Source organism: Micromonospora polyrhachis (assembly GCF_014203835.1).
Classification (GTDB): Bacteria; Actinomycetota; Actinomycetes; order Mycobacteriales; family Micromonosporaceae; genus Micromonospora_H; species Micromonospora_H polyrhachis.
Window position 1 is genome coordinate 5886432 of the sequence record NZ_JACHJW010000001.1, and the last position, 17831, is coordinate 5904262.

18 protein-coding genes are annotated in these 17831 nt (G+C 71.4%); 11 read left to right on the forward strand and 7 right to left on the reverse strand.

The features are described from left to right. Positions 1-188 precede the first annotated feature (188 nt). Genes FHR38_RS26105 through FHR38_RS26140 form a run of 8 tightly spaced genes read left to right on the forward strand, consistent with a single transcriptional unit; the run spans position 189 to position 9078 of the window. Positions 189-1952, forward strand: a complete 1764-nt coding sequence (locus FHR38_RS26105) for an HAD-IIIA family hydrolase (protein WP_184537160.1) — start codon at positions 189-191, stop codon at positions 1950-1952. After that, positions 1949-2917, forward strand: coding sequence for a glycosyltransferase (locus tag FHR38_RS26110; protein ID WP_184537163.1), 969 nt, complete (start codon positions 1949-1951; stop codon positions 2915-2917). Before FHR38_RS26105 ends, FHR38_RS26110 begins: the two co-directional genes overlap by 4 nt. Next, complete coding sequence (locus tag FHR38_RS26115; protein ID WP_184537165.1) at positions 2908-4122, forward strand: glycosyltransferase; 1215 nt, start codon at positions 2908-2910, stop codon at positions 4120-4122. The genes FHR38_RS26110 and FHR38_RS26115 overlap by 10 nt, the downstream gene beginning before the upstream one ends. Continuing rightward, positions 4122-4946, forward strand: a complete 825-nt coding sequence (locus FHR38_RS26120; protein ID WP_184537167.1) for a D-sedoheptulose-7-phosphate isomerase — start codon at positions 4122-4124, stop codon at positions 4944-4946. Before FHR38_RS26115 ends, FHR38_RS26120 begins: the two co-directional genes overlap by 1 nt. A gap of 53 nt (positions 4947-4999) precedes the next feature. Then, positions 5000-6403, forward strand: a complete 1404-nt coding sequence (locus FHR38_RS26125) for a PfkB family carbohydrate kinase (RefSeq protein ID WP_246447771.1) — start codon at positions 5000-5002, stop codon at positions 6401-6403. Next, a complete protein-coding gene (locus FHR38_RS26130; RefSeq protein ID WP_184537171.1) occupies positions 6400-7128 on the forward strand; it encodes an SDR family oxidoreductase in 729 nt (242 codons plus the stop codon). Before FHR38_RS26125 ends, FHR38_RS26130 begins: the two co-directional genes overlap by 4 nt. After that, the gene (locus FHR38_RS26135; protein ID WP_184537173.1) at positions 7125-8108 is read left to right on the forward strand and encodes a glycosyltransferase family 9 protein; all 984 of its coding nucleotides are present in this window, start codon (positions 7125-7127) and stop codon (positions 8106-8108) included. The genes FHR38_RS26130 and FHR38_RS26135 overlap by 4 nt, the downstream gene beginning before the upstream one ends. Beyond that, on the forward strand, positions 8089-9078 hold the full coding sequence (locus FHR38_RS26140) for a DNA topoisomerase IB (protein WP_184537175.1): 990 nt from the start codon (positions 8089-8091) through the stop codon (positions 9076-9078). The genes FHR38_RS26135 and FHR38_RS26140 overlap by 20 nt, the downstream gene beginning before the upstream one ends. Before the next feature lie 25 nt (positions 9079-9103). Here FHR38_RS26140 and FHR38_RS26145 read toward each other — a convergent pair whose 3' ends face one another. The 3 genes from FHR38_RS26145 to FHR38_RS26155 all read right to left on the reverse strand — a co-directional run bounded on the left by FHR38_RS26145 (position 9104) and on the right by FHR38_RS26155 (position 10885). Further along, positions 9104-9502, reverse strand: coding sequence for a hypothetical protein (locus FHR38_RS26145; RefSeq protein WP_184537177.1), 399 nt, complete (start codon positions 9500-9502; stop codon positions 9104-9106). 111 nt (positions 9503-9613) lie between these two features. Next, on the reverse strand, positions 9614-10048 hold the full coding sequence (locus FHR38_RS26150; protein ID WP_221449190.1) for a CueP family metal-binding protein: 435 nt from the start codon (positions 10046-10048) through the stop codon (positions 9614-9616). A gap of 333 nt (positions 10049-10381) precedes the next feature. Then, positions 10382-10885 (reverse strand): hypothetical protein, encoded by a 504-nt coding sequence (locus FHR38_RS26155; protein ID WP_184537181.1) that lies wholly within the window; start codon positions 10883-10885, stop codon positions 10382-10384. An 846-nt stretch (positions 10886-11731) separates the two neighbouring features. Between FHR38_RS26155 and FHR38_RS26160 the strand changes: the two genes are divergently transcribed. After that, positions 11732-13441: a tetratricopeptide repeat protein gene (locus FHR38_RS26160; RefSeq protein WP_221449191.1), complete on the forward strand. Its 1710-nt coding sequence runs from the start codon at positions 11732-11734 to the stop codon at positions 13439-13441. Positions 13442-13511: 70 nt separating this feature from the next. On the opposite strand, the gene FHR38_RS26165 is transcribed toward FHR38_RS26160, so the two are convergent. From FHR38_RS26165 to FHR38_RS32950, 3 genes are all read right to left on the reverse strand, one after another. After that, on the reverse strand, positions 13512-13946 hold the full coding sequence (locus tag FHR38_RS26165) for a hypothetical protein (protein WP_184537183.1): 435 nt from the start codon (positions 13944-13946) through the stop codon (positions 13512-13514). Between the two features lie 84 nt (positions 13947-14030). Continuing rightward, positions 14031-14981, reverse strand: coding sequence for a TIGR03557 family F420-dependent LLM class oxidoreductase (locus FHR38_RS26170; RefSeq protein ID WP_184537185.1), 951 nt, complete (start codon positions 14979-14981; stop codon positions 14031-14033). 143 nt (positions 14982-15124) lie between these two features. Continuing rightward, positions 15125-15256, reverse strand: a complete 132-nt coding sequence (locus tag FHR38_RS32950) for a hypothetical protein (protein ID WP_281384928.1) — start codon at positions 15254-15256, stop codon at positions 15125-15127. Between the two features lie 224 nt (positions 15257-15480). Between FHR38_RS32950 and FHR38_RS26175 the strand changes: the two genes are divergently transcribed. Further along, entirely contained in the window at positions 15481-16998 is a 1518-nt protein-coding gene (locus FHR38_RS26175; RefSeq protein WP_184537187.1) for a glycoside hydrolase family 3 protein, read from the forward strand. 71 nt (positions 16999-17069) lie between these two features. Here FHR38_RS26175 and FHR38_RS26180 read toward each other — a convergent pair whose 3' ends face one another. Further along, positions 17070-17354, reverse strand: coding sequence for a GNAT family N-acetyltransferase (locus tag FHR38_RS26180; RefSeq protein ID WP_184537189.1), 285 nt, complete (start codon positions 17352-17354; stop codon positions 17070-17072). Between the two features lie 105 nt (positions 17355-17459). Here FHR38_RS26180 and FHR38_RS26185 point away from each other — a divergent pair, with 105 nt between their 5' ends. Further along, entirely contained in the window at positions 17460-17813 is a 354-nt protein-coding gene (locus FHR38_RS26185) for a hypothetical protein (RefSeq protein WP_184537191.1), read from the forward strand. Positions 17814-17831 lie beyond the last annotated feature (18 nt).

The window sequence follows — 17831 nt, forward strand, 5'->3', positions numbered from 1 at the left end:
TGATGATTCGGCCGATATCACCTGATAATTCGGGACAAAATACCGAAGTTGTACGGGTGGCGGCCTGATGCCGGTCGGGAGCAGCCCAGGTTTACCCCTCCTGCTCCTGGGAATTTGCCCGCGTGCAAAACGACCGGGTTGATCCTCGCGAGGGTAGGCCGGGTGCGGTAGGCGCCCGCCTCGGTGCGATGCGACCCGGCTCCGGTTCCGCCCCGATCGAGGGGGTGGCCCGGTTCGAGTCACCCGCCCCGATCGAGTCATCCGCCCCGTTCGAGGGGGTGGCCCGGTTCGAGTCTTCGGCCCTGTTCGAGGCCGTTCTCTTCGACCGTGACGGGACCCTGATCCACGACGTTCCGTACAACGGAGACCCGGACCGGGTGCGACCGGTCGCCGGTGCCCGCGAAGCCCTCGACCGGCTCCGCGCGGCCGGCCTGCGGATCGGAGTGGTGACCAACCAGTCCGGTGTGGCCCGGGGACGGTTCACCGCCGAGGACCTGGCCCGAGTAAACGCCCGCGTCGAAGAACTACTCGGCCCGTTTGACACCTGGCAGGTCTGTCCACACGCCGCACCGGCCCCCGGCGAGGTCGGCTGCCGCTGCCGCAAACCCGCCCCGGGCCTGGTGCGGGCGGCAGCACGCGAGCTGGGCACGACACCCGGCAGGTGCGTGGTCGTCGGGGACATCGGTGCCGACATGACCGCCGCCGGAGCAGCCGGTGCCGCCGGCATCCTGGTGCCCACCCCGGTCACCCGCACCGAGGAGGTGGCCGCCGCGCCGGCCGTCGCCGGTGACCTGGCCAGCGCGGTCGACCTGATCCTGCGCCGGCACCGATTGACCAGTGCCGTCCGCAGCGCGGGCACCGGTCGGAAACGACCGCGATGCGTCCTGGTGGCCCGCCCGGACTCGGCCGGTGACGTCCTGGTCACCGGCCCTGCCATCCGCGCCGTCGCGGCCGGAGCCGACCGGGTGGTGATGCTCTGCGGCCCCCGAGGGCGGGCCGCCGCCGAACTTCTGCCCGGGGTGGACGAACTCATCGAGTGGCCGCTGCCCTGGATCGACCCGCAACCGGAGCCGATCGACCGGGCCATGGTGGACCGGATGGTCGACCAGCTCACCCAGGTCGGTGCCGAGGAGGCGGTGCTCTTCACCTCCTTCCACCAGTCCGCGTTGCCGCTCGCGCTGGTGCTGCGCCTGGCCGGGGTGGGTCGCATCGCCGCGATCAGCGACGACTATCCCGGCTCGCTGCTGGACGTACGGCATCGGGTGCCGCTGGGTATCCCGGAGGTCGAACGGGCCCTCTCCCTCGCCGCCGCCGCTGGTTTCCCACTGCCCCCCGACGACGAACCGGTGCTACGGCTGCGCGCCGACTGCCTCACCGTCGACTACGTAGCCTCCCAGCCCGGCGATGGCGATGGCGATGGCGATGGCGATGGCGATGGCGATGGCGACGATGGGGTGGCCGAACCCGGGTATGTCGTCGTACATCCCGGATCGTCGGTCGAGGCACGAGCCTGCCCACCGGAACTCTGCGAACGGATCGTCACCGCGCTCTCCGCCGCCGGCCATCGGGTCGTGGTCACCGGCGGGCCGGGGGAGGGCGAACTCGCCACCCGGGTCGCCGGCCGGCACGGTGTCGACCTCGGCGGGCAGACCTCGCTCACCGGACTCGCCGCGATCATCGCCCGAGCCGGCTGCCTGGTGGTCGGCAACACCGGTCCGGCTCACCTGGCCGCCGCCGTCGGCACCCCGGTGGTCAGCCTCTTCGCCCCCACCGTTTCGTACGGACAGTGGGGCCCCTATCGGGTCCCGGCGGTACGCCTCGGCGACGCCGCCGCCGCCTGCCGGCACACCCGGGCCACCACCTGCCCGGTCGCGGGACACCCGTGCCTGTCCACCGTCGAGCCGGACAGCGTCGTGGAGGCGGTTCGGCTGCTCGGGGAGAGGTCGCCATGAACATCCTGCTCTGGCACGTGCACGGCTCCTGGACCACCGCCTTCGTGCACGGCAAGCACCGTTACCTGGTCCCGGTCACGCCAGACCGGGGGCCGTACGGGTTGGGGCGAGCCCGAACCTATCCCTGGCCGGACACCGTCGAGGAGGTGTCCGCGGAGGAACTGGCCGACCAGGACGTGGACCTGGTCGTACTGCAACGACCCGAGGAGTACGAGCTGGCCTGCGTCTGGCTGGGCCGCCGGGTCGGCCGGGACGTGCCGGCGATCTACGTGGAGCACAACACGCCGAAGGGGGATGTGCCCAACAGCCGGCATCCGATGGCTGACCGGGCCGACCTGCTCATCGCCCACGTCACCCACTTCAACTCGCTGTGCTGGGACACCGGTGGCACCCGTACGACGGTTGTCGAGCACGGCATCGTCGCGCCCTCGGTGCGGTACACCGGTGAGCTGGACCGGCTCGCGGTGGTGGTCAACGAACCGGTACGCCGCTGGCGGGTCACCGGCACCGACCTGCTGCCCCAGTTCGCTGAGATTGCCCCGCTGGACGTCTTCGGCATGGGCGTCACCGGACTGGCCGAGCACCTGGGCCTGCCCCCGGACCGGATGACCACCTACGACGACCTGCCGCAGGCCCGGATGCAGGCCGAACTCGGCCGCCGCCGGGCGTACCTGCACCTGTGCCGCTGGACGTCCCTCGGGCTCAGCCTCATCGAGGCGATGACCATCGGCATGCCCGTGGTGGTGCTCGCCGCCACCGAGGCGGTCGCGGCCGTACCGCCCCGGGCCGGGGTGCTCTCCACCCGGGTGGACACCCTGCTGGACGCCGCCCGCCGGCTGATCGACGACCCGGCGGTCGCCCACCGGGTCGGGGCCGGCGCCCGCGAGGTCGCCCGTACCCGGTACGGCCTGGATCGGTTCCTGGCGGACTGGGACCGGCTGCTGGAGGAGGAGCTATGCGCCTAGCGATGATCTCGGAGCACGCCAGCCCGCTCGCCGTGCTCGGCGGGGAGGACGCCGGTGGCCAGAACACGCACGTCGCCGAGCTGTCCACCGCGCTGGCCGCCGCCGGCCACGACGTACGGGTCTACACCCGACGCGACAGCGCCGACCTGCCCGGTACGGTGCGCATGCTCGACGGGGTCTCCGTGGTGCACGTACCGGCCGGGCCAGCGGAGCCGATCGCCAAGGACGAACTGCTGCCGTACATGGACGAGTTCGGCCGATGGCTGGCCGCACAGTGGCAGGGCGACAACTGGGTGCCGGAGGTGGCACACGCCCACTTCTGGATGAGCGGGCTCGCCGCCCTGACCGCCAGCGAGCTGACCGGGGTGCCGGTGGTGCAGACGTACCACGCTTTGGGCACGGTCAAGCGGCGACACCAGGGCGCGATGGACACCAGCCCGGCCAACCGGGTCGGCTACGAACGCGACCTGGGCCGTACCGTCGACCGGGTCGTCGCGCAGAGCCAGGACGAGGTACGCGAGCTGATCCGGATGGGGGTGCCCTGGTCCCGGATGACGGTGATCCCCTCCGGGGTCAACGAGCAGAACTTCTCGCCGGTCGGGGCGGTGGCCTACCGGGGCGACCGGCCCCGGATTCTCTCCGTCGGCCGGCTGGTCGAACGCAAGGGCTTCCAGGACCTGATCAGCGCCATGCGGCTGGTGCCGGAGGCCGAGTGCGTGATCGTCGGCGGCCCGCCGCCCGAGCAGCTCGCCGACGATCCGCAGGCCCGCCGGCTGCGGGCACTGGCCGAGACGTACCGGGTGGCTGACCGGGTGTGCCTCGTCGGTGCGGTGCCCCGCGAGGAGATGGCGCAGTGGTATCGCTCGGCCGACGTACTGGTGGCCGCCCCCTGGTACGAGCCGTTCGGCCTGACCCCACTGGAGGCGATGGCGTGCGGTGTGCCGGTGGTCGGCACCGCCGTCGGTGGCCTCACCGACACGATCGTCGACGGGCTCACCGGTGACCTGGTGCCGCCCCGGGATTCCCGGGCACTCGGTCTGGCGCTGCGGAGCCTTCTCGACGACCAGGTACGCCGGCTCGGCTACGGCACCGCCGCCCTGGACCGGATCCGGGACCACTACTCGTGGCGGCGCGCCGCCGACCAGCTCACCGCCATCTACGCGGCCGTCAGCGGGGTACGCCGGCCGAGTCGGGTGGTGGCCTGATGACCGAAGCCATCGGCAGGGACGTGCTGGCCGGCGACACCGGCCGGGAGCCGGTCACCCCGGTGCTGCCGCAGACCGTGGGGGACGCGCTGCGGCCAGGCGACGTACTGCGGCCGGGCGATGCGCTGCGGCCAGGCGACGTACTGCGGCCCGGGGCCGCCGGCATCCTGGACAGTCACCTTGCCGGCCTGGCGGCGGCGTTGCTGCCCTACCGGGAGGTGGCCGACCGGCTCAGCCGGTGGGGTGACGAGCTGACCCGGCGGCTGGTTGCCGGGGGACGGCTGCTGGTCGCCGGCAACGGTGGCAGCGCGGCCGAGGCCCAGCACCTGGTCACCGAACTGGTCGGCAAGCTGCGCGACGACCGTCAGCCGCTGTCGGCGATCGCCCTCTGCGCGGACACCTCGGCGGTGACCGCGATCAGCAATGACTACGGGTACGAGAACATGTTCGCCCGACAGGTACGCGCCCATGGCCGCACGGACGACATTCTGCTGCTGCTCTCCACCAGCGGCCGCAGCGCCAACCTGGTTCGCGCCGCGCAGGCCGGGCGGGAGGTGGGGCTGCGGTGCTGGGCACTGACCGGTCCCGCCCCCAACCCGTTGGCCGAGGTCTGCGCCGAGGTGGTCGCCGTGCCCTCGTCCGACCCGCAGGTGGTGCAGGAACTGCACCTGGTCTCGGCGCACGTGTTGTGTGAGTACGTCGACGCCGCCCTGCCGGGCGTGCTCGCCGATCAGGTCGAGCGGGCTCAGGTCGGGCAGACACAGGTCGGGCAGACACAGGTCGGGCAGGCTCAGGTCGAGCCGGGCCGGGGAGCCGGCTGGTGACCGGCCGGCTGGTCGTCCTCGGCGACACGCTGCTCGACCGGGACGTCGAGGGCATGGTCAACAGGCTCTGCCCGGACTCGCCGGTGCCGGTGCTGGACGAGAGTAACCACGTGGACCGGCCCGGCGGCGCCGGCCTGGCCGCGCTCTTCGCCGTCGACCAGGGATTCGAGGTGGTCCTGGTAACGGCGCTCGCCGACGATGCCGGCGGAGCCCGGCTCAGCACCCTGCTCACCGCCGCCGGGGTACAGGTCTACGCGTTGCCGCTGCCCGGCTCCACACCGGAGAAGATCCGGCTGCGGACCCGGGGCCGGATGCTACTGCGCTACGACCGGGGTGGCCCGGCCGGCGCACCCGGCGAGCCCACCGAGGCGGTGCTGGAGGTGCTGGCCGAGGCGGCGGCGATCCTGGTCAGCGACTACGGTCGGGGCGTCGCGCGGCAGCCGGGTCTGCGGTCCGCGCTGGCCGCGACCCGGGCCCCGGTGGTGTGGGATCCGCACCCACGCGGCCCGGGGGCGGTGCCTGGCGTGTGGTTGGCCACCCCGAACGAGACCGAGGCCCGGGAACTGTCCGGTACCGCCACCAGCGGACCGCGGCTGGACGTCGCCGCGCGCGGAGCGCAGGGACTGCGGCAGCGCTGGCGGGCGCGGGCAGTCGCGGTGACGCTCGGTGGCGAGGGTGCGCTGCTGTGCCACGCCGGCGAGACGCCGCTGGTGGTGCCCGCCCCGACCAGCGCCGATGGTGACACCTGCGGGGCCGGCGACCGGTTCGCCGCTGCCGCGACCGTCGCACTGGCGCGGGGCGCGCTGGTCTCCGAGGCGGTGCAGCACGGGGTGGCCGAGGCGTCTCGATATGTTGCCGGCGGGGGAGTGGCGGCGGCCGTACCGGCCCCGGTGGCGGTGACCCCGCCGGCCCCGGAGGTGGCGGTGGCGGTGCCGGTCAACGGGCGGGGGGAGCGGATCGGGGTCGCGGCGGCCGGCGCGGTCGTCACCCGGGTACGGGCGGCCGGTGGGACGGTGGTGGCGACCGGTGGCTGTTTCGACCTGCTGCACGCCGGGCACGTCGCCACCCTGGAAGCCGCCCGTCGACTGGGCGACTGCCTGGTTGTCTGCCTCAACTCCGATGTCAGCGTGGCGAACCTCAAGGGACCGGACCGGCCGCTGGTCCGCCAGGCGGACCGGAGCCGGCTGCTGGCCGCGCTCGGCTGCGTCGACGCGGTCGTGGTCTTCGACGAGTCCACCCCGCACGCCGCCCTCTCCTGGCTGCGACCCGACATCTGGGTCAAGGGCGGCGACTACGACACCGGTGGTGGGGACGAACCCCGGCTGCCGGAGGCGGAACTCCTGCATCGTTGGGGTGGACAGACCGTGGTGGTGCCCTACCTGGACGGTCGGTCCACCACCAGCATGATCGACGCGGCCCGGACGACCGGCCGCCAGCCGGTGGGGGAGAGCCGATGACGAACGACCGATCGGACATCGGCCCGGCCGGGGCGGAACCGGGCACCGGTCCGGCCGTCCTGGTCACCGGCGGATCGAGTGGACTCGGCGCAGCCGTGGTCGCCGGGGTGGTGAAGGCCGGCGGGCGGCCGTACGTGCTGGATCGGCAGGCCCCCGAGGACGGGGTGCCCTGGGTGGAGTGTGACCTGGCCGACACCCGGGCCGCTGAGGCGGCCACCCGGGAACTCGCCGAGCGGGCCGGCGGGCTGGACGCGGTGGTCACCGCCGCCGGCATGGACGTACCCGGGCGGCTGGTGGACGTACCGGCCGAGACCTGGGAACGGGTGGTGACCGTGGACCTGCTGGCCACCGCCGCGGTCATCCGGGCGGCCCTGCCGCATCTGGAACGCTCACACGGTCGGATCGTCACCGTCGCCTCGACGCTGGGCGTCAAGGCGGTCGGCGACGCGACCGCGTACTGCGCTGCGAAGTTCGGGGTGGTCGGCTTCACCCGGGCTCTCGCCGCCGAACTCGCCGGCTCCGTCGGGGTCACTTTGTTGGTGCCGGGTGGCATGCGTACGGCCTTCTTCGACGAACGCGAGGAGAAGTACCGCCCCGGTTCGGACGCCTCGCTCAACGACCCGACCCACGTCGCCTCGGCGGTGCTCTTCGCGCTCGGGCAGCCGGCCGGCTGCGCCGTACGGGAGATGGTGGTCTGCGCCGAGACGGAGACCTCGTACCCGTGATTCTGGTGCTGCGGGCGCTCGGCGTCGGTGACCTCGCCACGGCGGTGCCGGCGCTGCGCGGGCTGCGCGCCGCGTTCCCCGACCGGACCCTGGCGTTGGCCGTGCCGGCCTGGTTGATCCCGCTGGTCGAGCTGATCGGCGGTATCGACCAGATCGTTCCTACCGACGGCCTGGCCAGCCGCGAGTGGGGTATCGACCCGCCGCACTGGGCGGTGAACCTACACGGGCAGGGGCCGCAGTCACACCGGTTGCTGCTGGGCGCGCGCCCGCAGCGACTGGTCGCCTTCGCCTGCGCCCCGGCCGATCACCACGACGGCCCGGCGTGGGACGCCGACGAGCACGAGGTGCACCGCTGGTGCCGCCTGCTGGCCTGGTACGACATCCCCGCCGACCCGACCGACCTGGGGCTGCGTAGACCCAGCCCGCATCGGGTACCGGTGGGTGTGACCATCGTGCATCCAGGCGCCAAGGTGATGGGCAAACGGTGGGCGCCGGGGCGGTTCGCGACGGTGGCCCGGGAGCTGACCCGGCTGGGGCATCGGGTGGTGGTGACCGGGTCGACGGCCGAGCGGGACCTGGCCGAGCGGGTCGCCCGCCAGGCCGGTCTGCCGGGGGACCGGGTGCTCGCCGGACGGGGCGACCTGGCCGAGTTGGCCGCCCTGGTGGCGCACGGCCGGCTCGTGGTCAGCGCCGACACCGGTGTGGCGCACCTGGCCACCGCGTACGAGACGCCCTCGGTGGTGCTCTTCGGTCCGGTCTCGCCCCGACGGTGGGGACCGCCGCCGGACCGCCCGTGGCACCGCACGCTGTGGAGCGAGGAGCTGACCGGCCGGGTCGGGACGGATCAACGTGCGGATCGGCGGGCGGACTGGCAGTGGGTGCGGCCGGCGTTGGCCGCGATCGACATCGACCAGGTGCTGGTGGCGGCGGACGAAGCCGACCGGGCGGGGCAGGCGCGCGGTGCGGTTACGACGAAGTGACCTCGGCAAACCCGGCTACGGGCGGCGGCGTCGTGGCCGTGGCACGACCTATCTCGACCAGGCCGGGCAGCCGATCCGCGACCGAGCCGAGATCGACCGACTGGACGCGCTGGCCATCCCACCGGCCTGGCGGGATGTCTGGATCTCGCCGCATCCGGGTGGGCACATCCAGGCCACCGGCACCGATGCCGCCGGTCGCAAGCAGTACCTCTACCACCCGTTGTGGCGGCGCAAGCGGGACGAGGCCAAGTTCGACCACGTGCTGGAGGTCGCCACCCGGCTGCCGAAGCTGCGAGACCGGGTGGAGAACGACCTGGCCGGTCGAGGGTTGAGTCAGGAGCGGGTGCTGGCCACGGTGACGAAGCTGCTGGACATGGGGACCTTCCGGGTCGGCAGTGACCAGTACGCGGCCGGCGACGACGCCACCTTCGGAGTGGCCACGTTGCGCCCCGAGCATGCCCGGTCCCGCCGGGGGCGGATGGTGTTCGAGTTTCCGGCCAAGGGCGGCATCGAACAGATCTGCGAGGTGGTCGACCCGGACCTGTGTGCTGTCCTGCGTGACCTGCGCTCCCGTCGTCGTACGGCGGATCGGCTCTTCGGCTACTGGGATGGTCGAGCCTGGCACGACGTACGCAGTGACGACGTCAACGACTACCTGCGCGCGTCCAGCGGGGGCGAGATGACGGCCAAGGACTTCCGTACCTGGCACGCCACGGTGCTGGCCGGCTCGCAGCTCGCCGCCGCCGGGCCGCAGCCGTCGGCCACCCGGCGGAAGCGGGTGGTGGCCGGGGTGATGCGGGAGGTGGCCGAGTTGCTGGGCAACACTCCGACCGTGGCCCGCACCTCCTATGTGGATCCTCGGGTGGTTGACCTCTACCACGATGGCGTGGTGGCCAGGGTCGACGCGGACACCTCCCGGGAGGCAGCCGAGAACGCCGTCCTGGACCTGCTCGCGCCGGAGAAGGAGTGATCCCTCCGGCGACGGGCTGGCCGGGTCAGGGTGCCTGTACGGGATAGGGGCCGGGGCCGTACGGCATGGAACTGGCCTGCGTCGGCGGGGTGTCTCGGCGTTCGACCTGGGCGAACCCGGCCGCGTACCGGCTCTCCTGGGGCCAGCCACCGGCTTCGTGGAACAGGCGCATCGCGGTGGTCACCACCTGTTCCAGCGGCTCGTGGGCCTCGATCTCCACGGTGACTCCGGGGGTGTCCACCCGGACCTTCGTCGCGGTCTGCGGGGTGGTGATGGCTACCGTGGCGGTCGGTTCGCGCTCAGGAGTGCTTGCTTCGGGCTCAGGGGTGCTTGTTTCGGGCTCAGGGGTGCTTGCTTCGGGCTCAGGGGTGCTTGCTTCGGGCTCAGGAGTGTTTGCCTCGGGCTCAGGGGTCTCGCTTGTCACGGCGACCATTGTCGGGTGATGCTCCGGTTCCTACCACCCCGATAGGTCGCGCGTCCGTACCCGGTCGATCACGGACCGCCTCCGACCAGGCACGGACGCGCCAGAGAGTGCTCAGGCCAACCGCAACGTCGTCAGGCAGGTCGGCGCCTCCGGGCCGGTGGAGATTGTTGTTTCGCCAACCTTGCCACCGGAGGCGATCCGCAGCGTGCCGGTGATGCCACGAGGCAACCAGAATCCCACGAAGCCGTTGGCGAAGGTGGTGCTCACCTCGTCGACCAGCACCTTGCCGCTGGCGTCGTCCACGACCCTTACCTGCACCTCAACACCGGCCAGCTCACCCTTGCACGTGGTGAGCGAATGGTAGAAGCACTCGTGGGTCCGCTGCACGTATGGGGCGACCGACAGGTAGAAGCGGTCGCCGGGCAGGGCCAGGCTGTGCTCCTGCCCACCGGCAGAGACCATCAGTTCGCTCGGGCGCACCGACGCCTTCAGGTCAGCCGGCCGCTGTTGCAGGTCCAGCCGGTCGAGTTGGTCGATGACCTCCACCGTGCTCTTCCCAGCCAAGCCAAAGCGGGCCAGCAGCGTATCGGCTTCCGCAGACACCGACGGTGCCGCTGATCTCGCCGAATCGGTTCCAGTATTCGCCGTGGTGTCGCCGCCGCTGGAGCAACCGGTCACCATTAGCACTGACACCGCAGCCGCGAGGACGAATCGTCTCATGGTCATAACCCTGACACGGCCGCCAGACACGCTGCTTACTCGGACGACGGGAGGGGACGAAGACAGGCCTTCGGGCCGTCCAAGGACAGGCCAGCCGGGCCAGATATTCGGCCCAGCCGTCCCTTCCCACGCCTTATTACAGGGGGCGCACCGCCGCCGCTAGTCGTTGAGCACGTGGGACAGTTCGTCCCGGAACCGCCGCTCCGACTCGGTGACGATGTCGCCGCCGAGGCCGAGCAGACCACCGGTGCTGGCGGCGGTGACCACCTGTTCGGCGATCGCTACGAGCCAGTGCTTGTACGCCCCCGCCTCCCCCTCGTCGACCTTCCTGGCGAGCAGGGTCGAGGCGGCTCGGGCCCGCTCCAGCACGTCGGCGATCACCGCCTGCGGGTTGGTCGGCTCGATCGCCGGCAGTTCCTCGCCCGCTTCCGGGTCACCGACCCGGGACACCAGTTCGCCGGCGATGGCGGCGACCAGCGGGCTGGCCGATTCCCGGCCGGCGGCCATCGCCTCCAGGCCCACGGCGTTCTCTGTCCGGGTCCGTCGGGCACCGTCGGATTCGGCGGCGCTGGCTGCGGTGAGCACCGACTGGGGGAGGCCGACCAACAGCCCCCACTCATCATCGGAGAACCCGAACGTGCTGGACACCGGTGGGGTGGTCACGGCAATGCCCTCCCGTATTCATGGCAGCGCGAGTCGCGCCAGGACGTTTTGTCACAGTAACCTTAGTGCGATAGAGCCAAACTTCCTGACTCGCCGAGGTCGTCACCAGACTGCCCGGTGTCACTGCCCGGCGTCGGACAGGCCGGGGGTGAGCGGCTGCTCGGCGTGTGCTCGGTCGTTACCCTCAGGTATCCGGTGGTCTTCCGCAACGACCCCGACCGACCCGGGCGGGACATAGACCTCATTAGTTCTATGGAAATGTGGTGGAATCTGCTGCCCTGTTCGGTGGGAGCCTCATTCCGTCTCGGAACGAGCGCCCTGTCGTGGCCAGAGTTCTCGTAGTCGCACCGGCGGGCTGGGTGTCGATTCATGAATTATTTGCTCTCCCGGAGCATCCTTTGTGCGGTTGCTGTGCAGAACGATTCAGAGTGTCGTCGAAGGTGGCAGGGTGCAGTCAGCTGATTCCGCTATGGGCGCGTGACGCCTGCTCGTTCTGCTGCTCCGGGTGCTCGCGAATTGATGTGGCGTATCGTGGCGACTCGCTCCGAGGTGGCCGATCTTGGCCCGGTTTGACCTCTCCTGGCGAATGATCCTACGACTTTTGTCGATTAGCCTGACCGCGCGAGTGCGGCCAACGATCAGTCTTCATATTTCCCTTGATCGGGTTTACGCTCTGGGCCAGTCCGGAGATGGATCACAATGGAGGTGCCTCATGAAGAAGATGGCAATTCGCCGCAAGAGTGCGCTGCGTCTGGTGTCCGGTGCCCGTCGGCTCTGGATCGAGTGGTGCTGGTAACTCCCGGCACGGCGGGCGCCCCCGGGCGCCCGCCCCTGGGGCGATCGGAGATGGACCTGACCGGTGAGCCGGACGGCTACGACTGCCACCGCGACCACGGACCGTACGCGGGAGTCGCGGACTTTCTGGGCCGGATCGCCGCCGACCGTCCCCGCCTGGTCTCCCGCCACCAGGTGGAGCTGTACGCGATCGCACCCCGGCTGGACCACGCGGCGCGACCGGCCGCCGAGGAGGAGCCGATCCGGTTCCATCCCGCCCGGCGCACCGCCTACCTGGCCTACGGCGCGGCCGAGTTCGTGGCGGCCTGGGCAGACACCCTTCGGCAGCCGGTCACGGTGCGGTTCGACCACGTCGACAGCGCCGACGAGACCACTGTCGAACTACTGGCGGCGTTGACCCGACGGATCGAGTCGCCGCTGCTGCGCCTGGACCTGCGCGACGGTGGCCCCGACCCGTCGACGCCGGCCGACCCGACGCCGGAGGCACTGCGTACGGCATTGGGCGACAGCCTGGCCCGGGGCTTCTACCACCACGCCGCCCGGACCGCTCAGCGCGGACGCGGCATGGTGACCCCGGACGGCGACCTGCGGCACTGGTGGGCGTTCACCACCGGCCTGGCCACCGCCCTGGTGGCGCTGGACCGCGCTGCCGAAGCGCTCGCCCTCTATCACGAGACGCGCGCCGTCACCGACGATCCCAAGATCGCCATGTCGGCCGCGTACGCCACGGCCATGCTCTACGCCCGGCACCTGCCACCGGCAGAGCAGGACCCGGCACGGGCGCGGCGCTGGCTGGAACGGGCGGTCGCACTCGCCGCCGGAGTGGACGACTCGCGACAGCGGACACTCTCCACCGTCTTCTACGAGCAGGGCCTGGCCCTGCTGGACAGCCGGGCGGGGGAGACCGGTCGCGCGCTGCGGCTGGTGGACGACGGGCTGGCCCGGCTGACGGCGGTACTCGCCCCCGGCGAGCGCCGGCAGGACCTGGCCCGGCTACGCCACAACCGGGCCCAGGTGCACCTCGCCCTGGGGGATCCGGCGCAGGCCCTGGCCGACCTCGACACCGTCATCGCGGACGATCCGGACAACTGCGAGTACTACGTGGACCGAGCTGCTCTGCACCGGGCGGCGGACCGTATCCAGGCGGCGATCCGGGACTACGACACCGCCATCCGGCTGGGACCGCACCTGCCCGAGGCGTACTACAACCGGGCCGTACTCCAGCAGGAGCGAGGTCGCGTCGCACGGGCGCAGGAGGACCTGGAGCGCGTACTCGCCATCGATCCGGGGCACGTCGATGCCCGGATCGCACTGGTCAACCTGCACCTCGAACGCGGCGCACTGGACGCGGCCGAGGCCGGTGCGCGGGCCGGGTTGGAACTGGCCCCGCAGGAACCGGCGCTGCTGTGCACCCTCGGACTGATCCGCTCGGAGCGCGGCGGCCTCGTCGAAGCCGACGAGCTGCTGACCCGGGCCCTGGCTCGGGATCCGGACCTGGTCGAGGCATGGACGAACCGGGCTGCCGTCCGGTTCGACCGGGGGGACGCGGCCGCCGCCGTGGCCGATCTGGATCGGGCGATCGCGCTGTCGGCGGCACCCGAGCCCCGCTACAACCGGGGTACGGCGTTGATGCGACTGGGACGATGGGACGAGGCCGCCCGCGACTTCACCGACGCGCTCGCTCTGCCCGGCGTGGACCGGGCACTGCGTCGCGACCTGCGCGCGGAACTGGCCCGCTGTCGCCGTGCCATGGCCGGTTGACGACGGTTAGGAAGGGCCCCTCCCTATCGGTTTCTGCCTTGGGAAGGGGCCGCTCCTCACCTCGGGCCGATCAGGGGTGCTGCGGAGCAGCACCACGGAGGGCCCGGTTGCGGAGGGCGAGGCCGAGTCCGGCCGACGCCGCCGTGCCGGCCAGCGAGCCGATCGCGACCAGGAACGCCCCGATGATCCACAGTCCGTCGGCGTTCCGGTCGGTAGCGGCGTCGATGGTGAAGCAGAGGGTGAACACCACCGGTAGCACGATGGTGGCCACCCAGGGGCGGCCCCGCCGTCCGGCGACGAACGCGAGCAGGCCGAGCAGAAGTACGGCGAGGATGACCTGCCACGCCTCGTACGGCCCGGACTCGGACATGGTCTCCGGGTCGAGGTCCCTGTGCTGGTCCCAGGCGAAGAGCGCGCCGTAGACGGCCGCCGTACCCACCGCGACGAGAATCGCCCAGAGTGCGGCCGAGTCCGGCTTCCGTCGGTCATTGTGTACTTCAGTCACGCCATGACCCTCTCCCGACCAGCGTCGGCACGCAATGAGTACCGCGACCCAGTCCGCGGTCGACCGATCCTCGGTAGCGGGGCGTCAGCGCAGGCGGGGCAGCACCTGCTCGGCGTAGAGATCGAACAGTCCCTGGTAGTGCGGCCCGACATTGGCGACGTAGACCTCGTCGAAGCCCGCCTTGGCGTACTGGTCGATCATTTCCAGGTGGCCGGCCGGATCGTTGCCGCAGACGAAGACCTCCTTCATCATCTCCGGATCGACCAGTTGGGACGCCTGCTCGAAGTGTCGCGGGGAGGGCAGCACCTGGGACAGCTCGCTGGGCACTCCGGCGTTGGGCCAACGCTCGTACGCGATCCGTACCCCCTCGTCCACGCTGTCGGCGTACGCCGCCTTGAAGCCGGCCTGGCACGGCTTGTCGCCGCCCCCGTCGTCGCGGAACCGCTTGACGAGATCGGCGTCCGGAATGGTGCAGAGGTAGCCGTCGCCGATCCGGGCGGCCAGGGCCGTCGACTTGGGGCCGAAGCCGGAGACGTAGATCGGTGGTGGGGTTTCCGGCCGGGTGTAGATCCGGGCCTGCTCCACGGTGTAGTGCCGGCCCCGGTGGTTGACGAACCGGCCCGTCCACAGTTTGCGGATCACCTCGACGGACTCTTCGAGCATCTCCAGACGGACGTTGGCATTGGGCCAGGCGTCGCCGAGGATGTGCTCGTTGAGCGCCTCGCCGGTGCCGATACCGAGGACGAACCGCCCTTCGTGCAGTACGGCGCTGGTGGCCGCCGCCTGGGCGACGATCGCCGGGTGGATGCGGGTCGTCGGGCAGGTGACCGCAGTGGTGACCGGGAGCCGGCACACCTGGCTCAGCGCACCGATCATCGACCAGACGAACGGGCTCTGCCCCTGGCTGTCGGTCCACGGATGGTAGTGGTCGGAGATCCACAGCGCCTGGAAGCCGGCCTTCTCGGCACCACGTGCCTGGTCCAGTAGTTCGGCGGGGGTGAACTCCTCGCAGGACAGGAAATAGCCGATCCGCATCTGGTCCTCCTTCACAGGCTCGGGCGTGATGTCGCATGCCCGGCGCGGCGCGGTGTCCGATACCGGACGTGATACCCGGATCGGGGCCGCTGATGCCTGGACGGTGCCTGGACAGGAGGCTGGGCGGGCGGCTGGTCGCCGGGTCAGCGACCGCCCCGGCCGAACAGGGAGCGGATCGCCGCGAGTAGGAGCAGCGTGCCGAGTACGGCCCCGAGCAGTTGTACACCGGGCACGTCGTACCAACTGACTTCCTCAGCGGCCAGGATCTGTCGCATCCTGGCACTCTTGCACGGGCTGCCCGGCGGCGCGAGGGGTGCCGGCGTGGGGAAGTCGAGGTCGGCAGCTCGGCTGGCCGGCGATGTGACGATTTGTTCCGGTGGGAGCGCGCCAACAGTAATAGGAAGGTTTATTGACTATTGCTTGTCTCGATGTGACCATGGCACCAGCCCGCCTCGACCGTGGCAGGGTGATCCTGCGTATGACGGGGGTACGGCACCGGATGAGTACTTCGTTGGACGCCCTGACGAGCCTGGCCAGCACGGTCCTCCAGCCCGGATTCGAAGGCACGACCCCGCCGGCCTGGGTGCGACGCTGGCTCGGGGAAGGGCTGGGGGGAGTCGTACTCTTCGCCCGCAACGTGGACAGTCCAGAACAGGTCGCCGCCCTCACCACGGCGCTGCGGGCGGAACGCCCCGATCTCCTCATCGCCATCGACGAGGAGGCAGGCGACGTCACCCGGTTCGAGTCTCGCCTCGGCAGCTCCCGGCCCGGCAACCTGGCCCTCGGCGCCATCGACGATCCCGAGCTGACCGAGGAGGTCGCCCGGGACCTCGGTGTCGAACTGGCCGAGGCGGGGATCAACCTGAACTACGCCCCGGACGCCGATGTCAACTCCAACGCCGACAACCCGGTCATCGGTGTCCGCTCCTTCGGTGCCGATCCGGAGTTGGTGGCCCGGCACACCGCCGCGTGGATCCGAGGGCTACAGGCCACCGGGATCGCCGCGTGTGCCAAGCACTTCCCCGGGCACGGGGACACCAACGTCGACTCGCATGCGGACGTGCCGTACATCGGTGCGACCTGGGAACAACTCGTGGCCTGCGAGCTGGCCCCGTTCCGGGCCGCGATCGCGGCCGGGGTGCAGGCCGTGATGACCGGCCACCTGTTGGTGCCCGCCCTCGATCCCCGTCGCCCGGCGACCCTGAGCCGGCGCATCCTGACCGGACTGCTTCGCGACGAACTGGGCTTCCAGGGGGTGGTGATCACTGACGGCATCGAGATGCGGGCGGTCACCCACCGGTACGGCTTCGAGGCGGCGGCCGTACACGCGCTCGCCGCCGGTGCGGACGCCATCTGTGTCGGCGGGGAACACTCCGACGAGGGTTCCGCTCGGCGGCTACGCGATGCGATCGTGGCGGCGGTGGTTGAGGGAACGCTGCCCGAGGAGCGGCTCGCCGAGGCCGCCAAACGGATCGAGCAGTTGGCCGCCTGGACCATACAGGCCGGTTCCACCCGCCCGAAGTGGACCGGAGCCGACCAGAACGGCTCCGCGATCGGAACGGCGGCAGCCCGCCGGGCCGTACGGGTGACCGTCTCGCCACAGCACGACGGTGTCCTGCCGCTGACCGGACCGGCGCACGTGGTGGAGTTCGCGCCCCCGACCAACATCGCCATGGGTGCCGAGACACCGTGGGGGGTGGGTGCCCCGCTCGCCACGCTGCTGCCGGGCACCACGACCGTCCGGATCGGCGTTGAAGACCTGCCCCCGGATGTCGAGCCGTCCGCTGCGCTGGTCGCCGACGCGAGGCACCGGCCGCTCGTACTGGTGGTTCGCGACCTGCACCGGCACGACTGGATGGCGGCGGCGGTGAGTCGAGCACTGGCCGCCCGGCCGGACGCGGTCGTGGTCGAACTCGGTGTGCCCGCCCGGGTCGTCGGGGACGTGCATCTGGCCACCTACGGCGCGACCCGGGCCAGCGGCTGGGCTGCGGCAAGCATCCTTGCCGGCCGCCCCTGACCGGTCCGCCACGGGTGCCCGTGGGACCTGCGCCGGGTCAGCGGTCAGTGGGACCTGCGCCGGGTCAGCGGTCAGTGGGTGGCGAGCAGGTCGGCGTATTCCGGGTGTCGATCGATGAAGGCGGCTACGAACGGGCAGCGAGCAACCACCCGGTCACCCCGTGCCCGGGTCTGGTCGAGGGCCTCCCGGACCAGTCGGCTGCCCACCCCCTGGCCGCTGACCGACGGGTCGACCTGGGTGTGGGTGAAGACGACCAGGCCGGGGCGCTGCTCGTAGCCGGCGAACCCAGCCAACGCGTCGTCGACCAGGATCTCGTAGCGGCGTCGGGCGGGATTGTCCTCGACCAGAAGATTCACCGCGCCATTGTCCCCCGGGGTGGCCCGGTCGTGGGGCTTGCGGGCAGATCCCGGGGCAGTCGTGGTGGGCCGGAGGTGCATTCGCCTCGTACCCTTGGCCGGGTGATGACTCGACGTACGTCCCCCTCGGCGTCCGCCCTCCGTCGTACCGCCGGTCTCTTCGCCGGCCTTGCTCTCGGTCTGGCCGTCCTGACCGGCTGCAACTCCGAAGGTGCCAGCACCGACTGCGGGGTCGACGCCTGCACCGTCACCTTCAACCGGGGCGTCGATGCTCGGGCGAGCGTGCTCGGTGTCGAGGCCAAACTGGTCGGGGTCGACAACGACATGGCGACCATCGAGGTCGCGGGTGAGCGGTTGACCCTCACCGTCGGGCAGCAGGCGACCGAGGTGGGTGGCCTGTCGGTGGTGCTGGAGAGCGTCACCGACGACACGATCGCGGTGCGGATCGCCCGGAACTGAGCCGGCGGGCCGACCTAC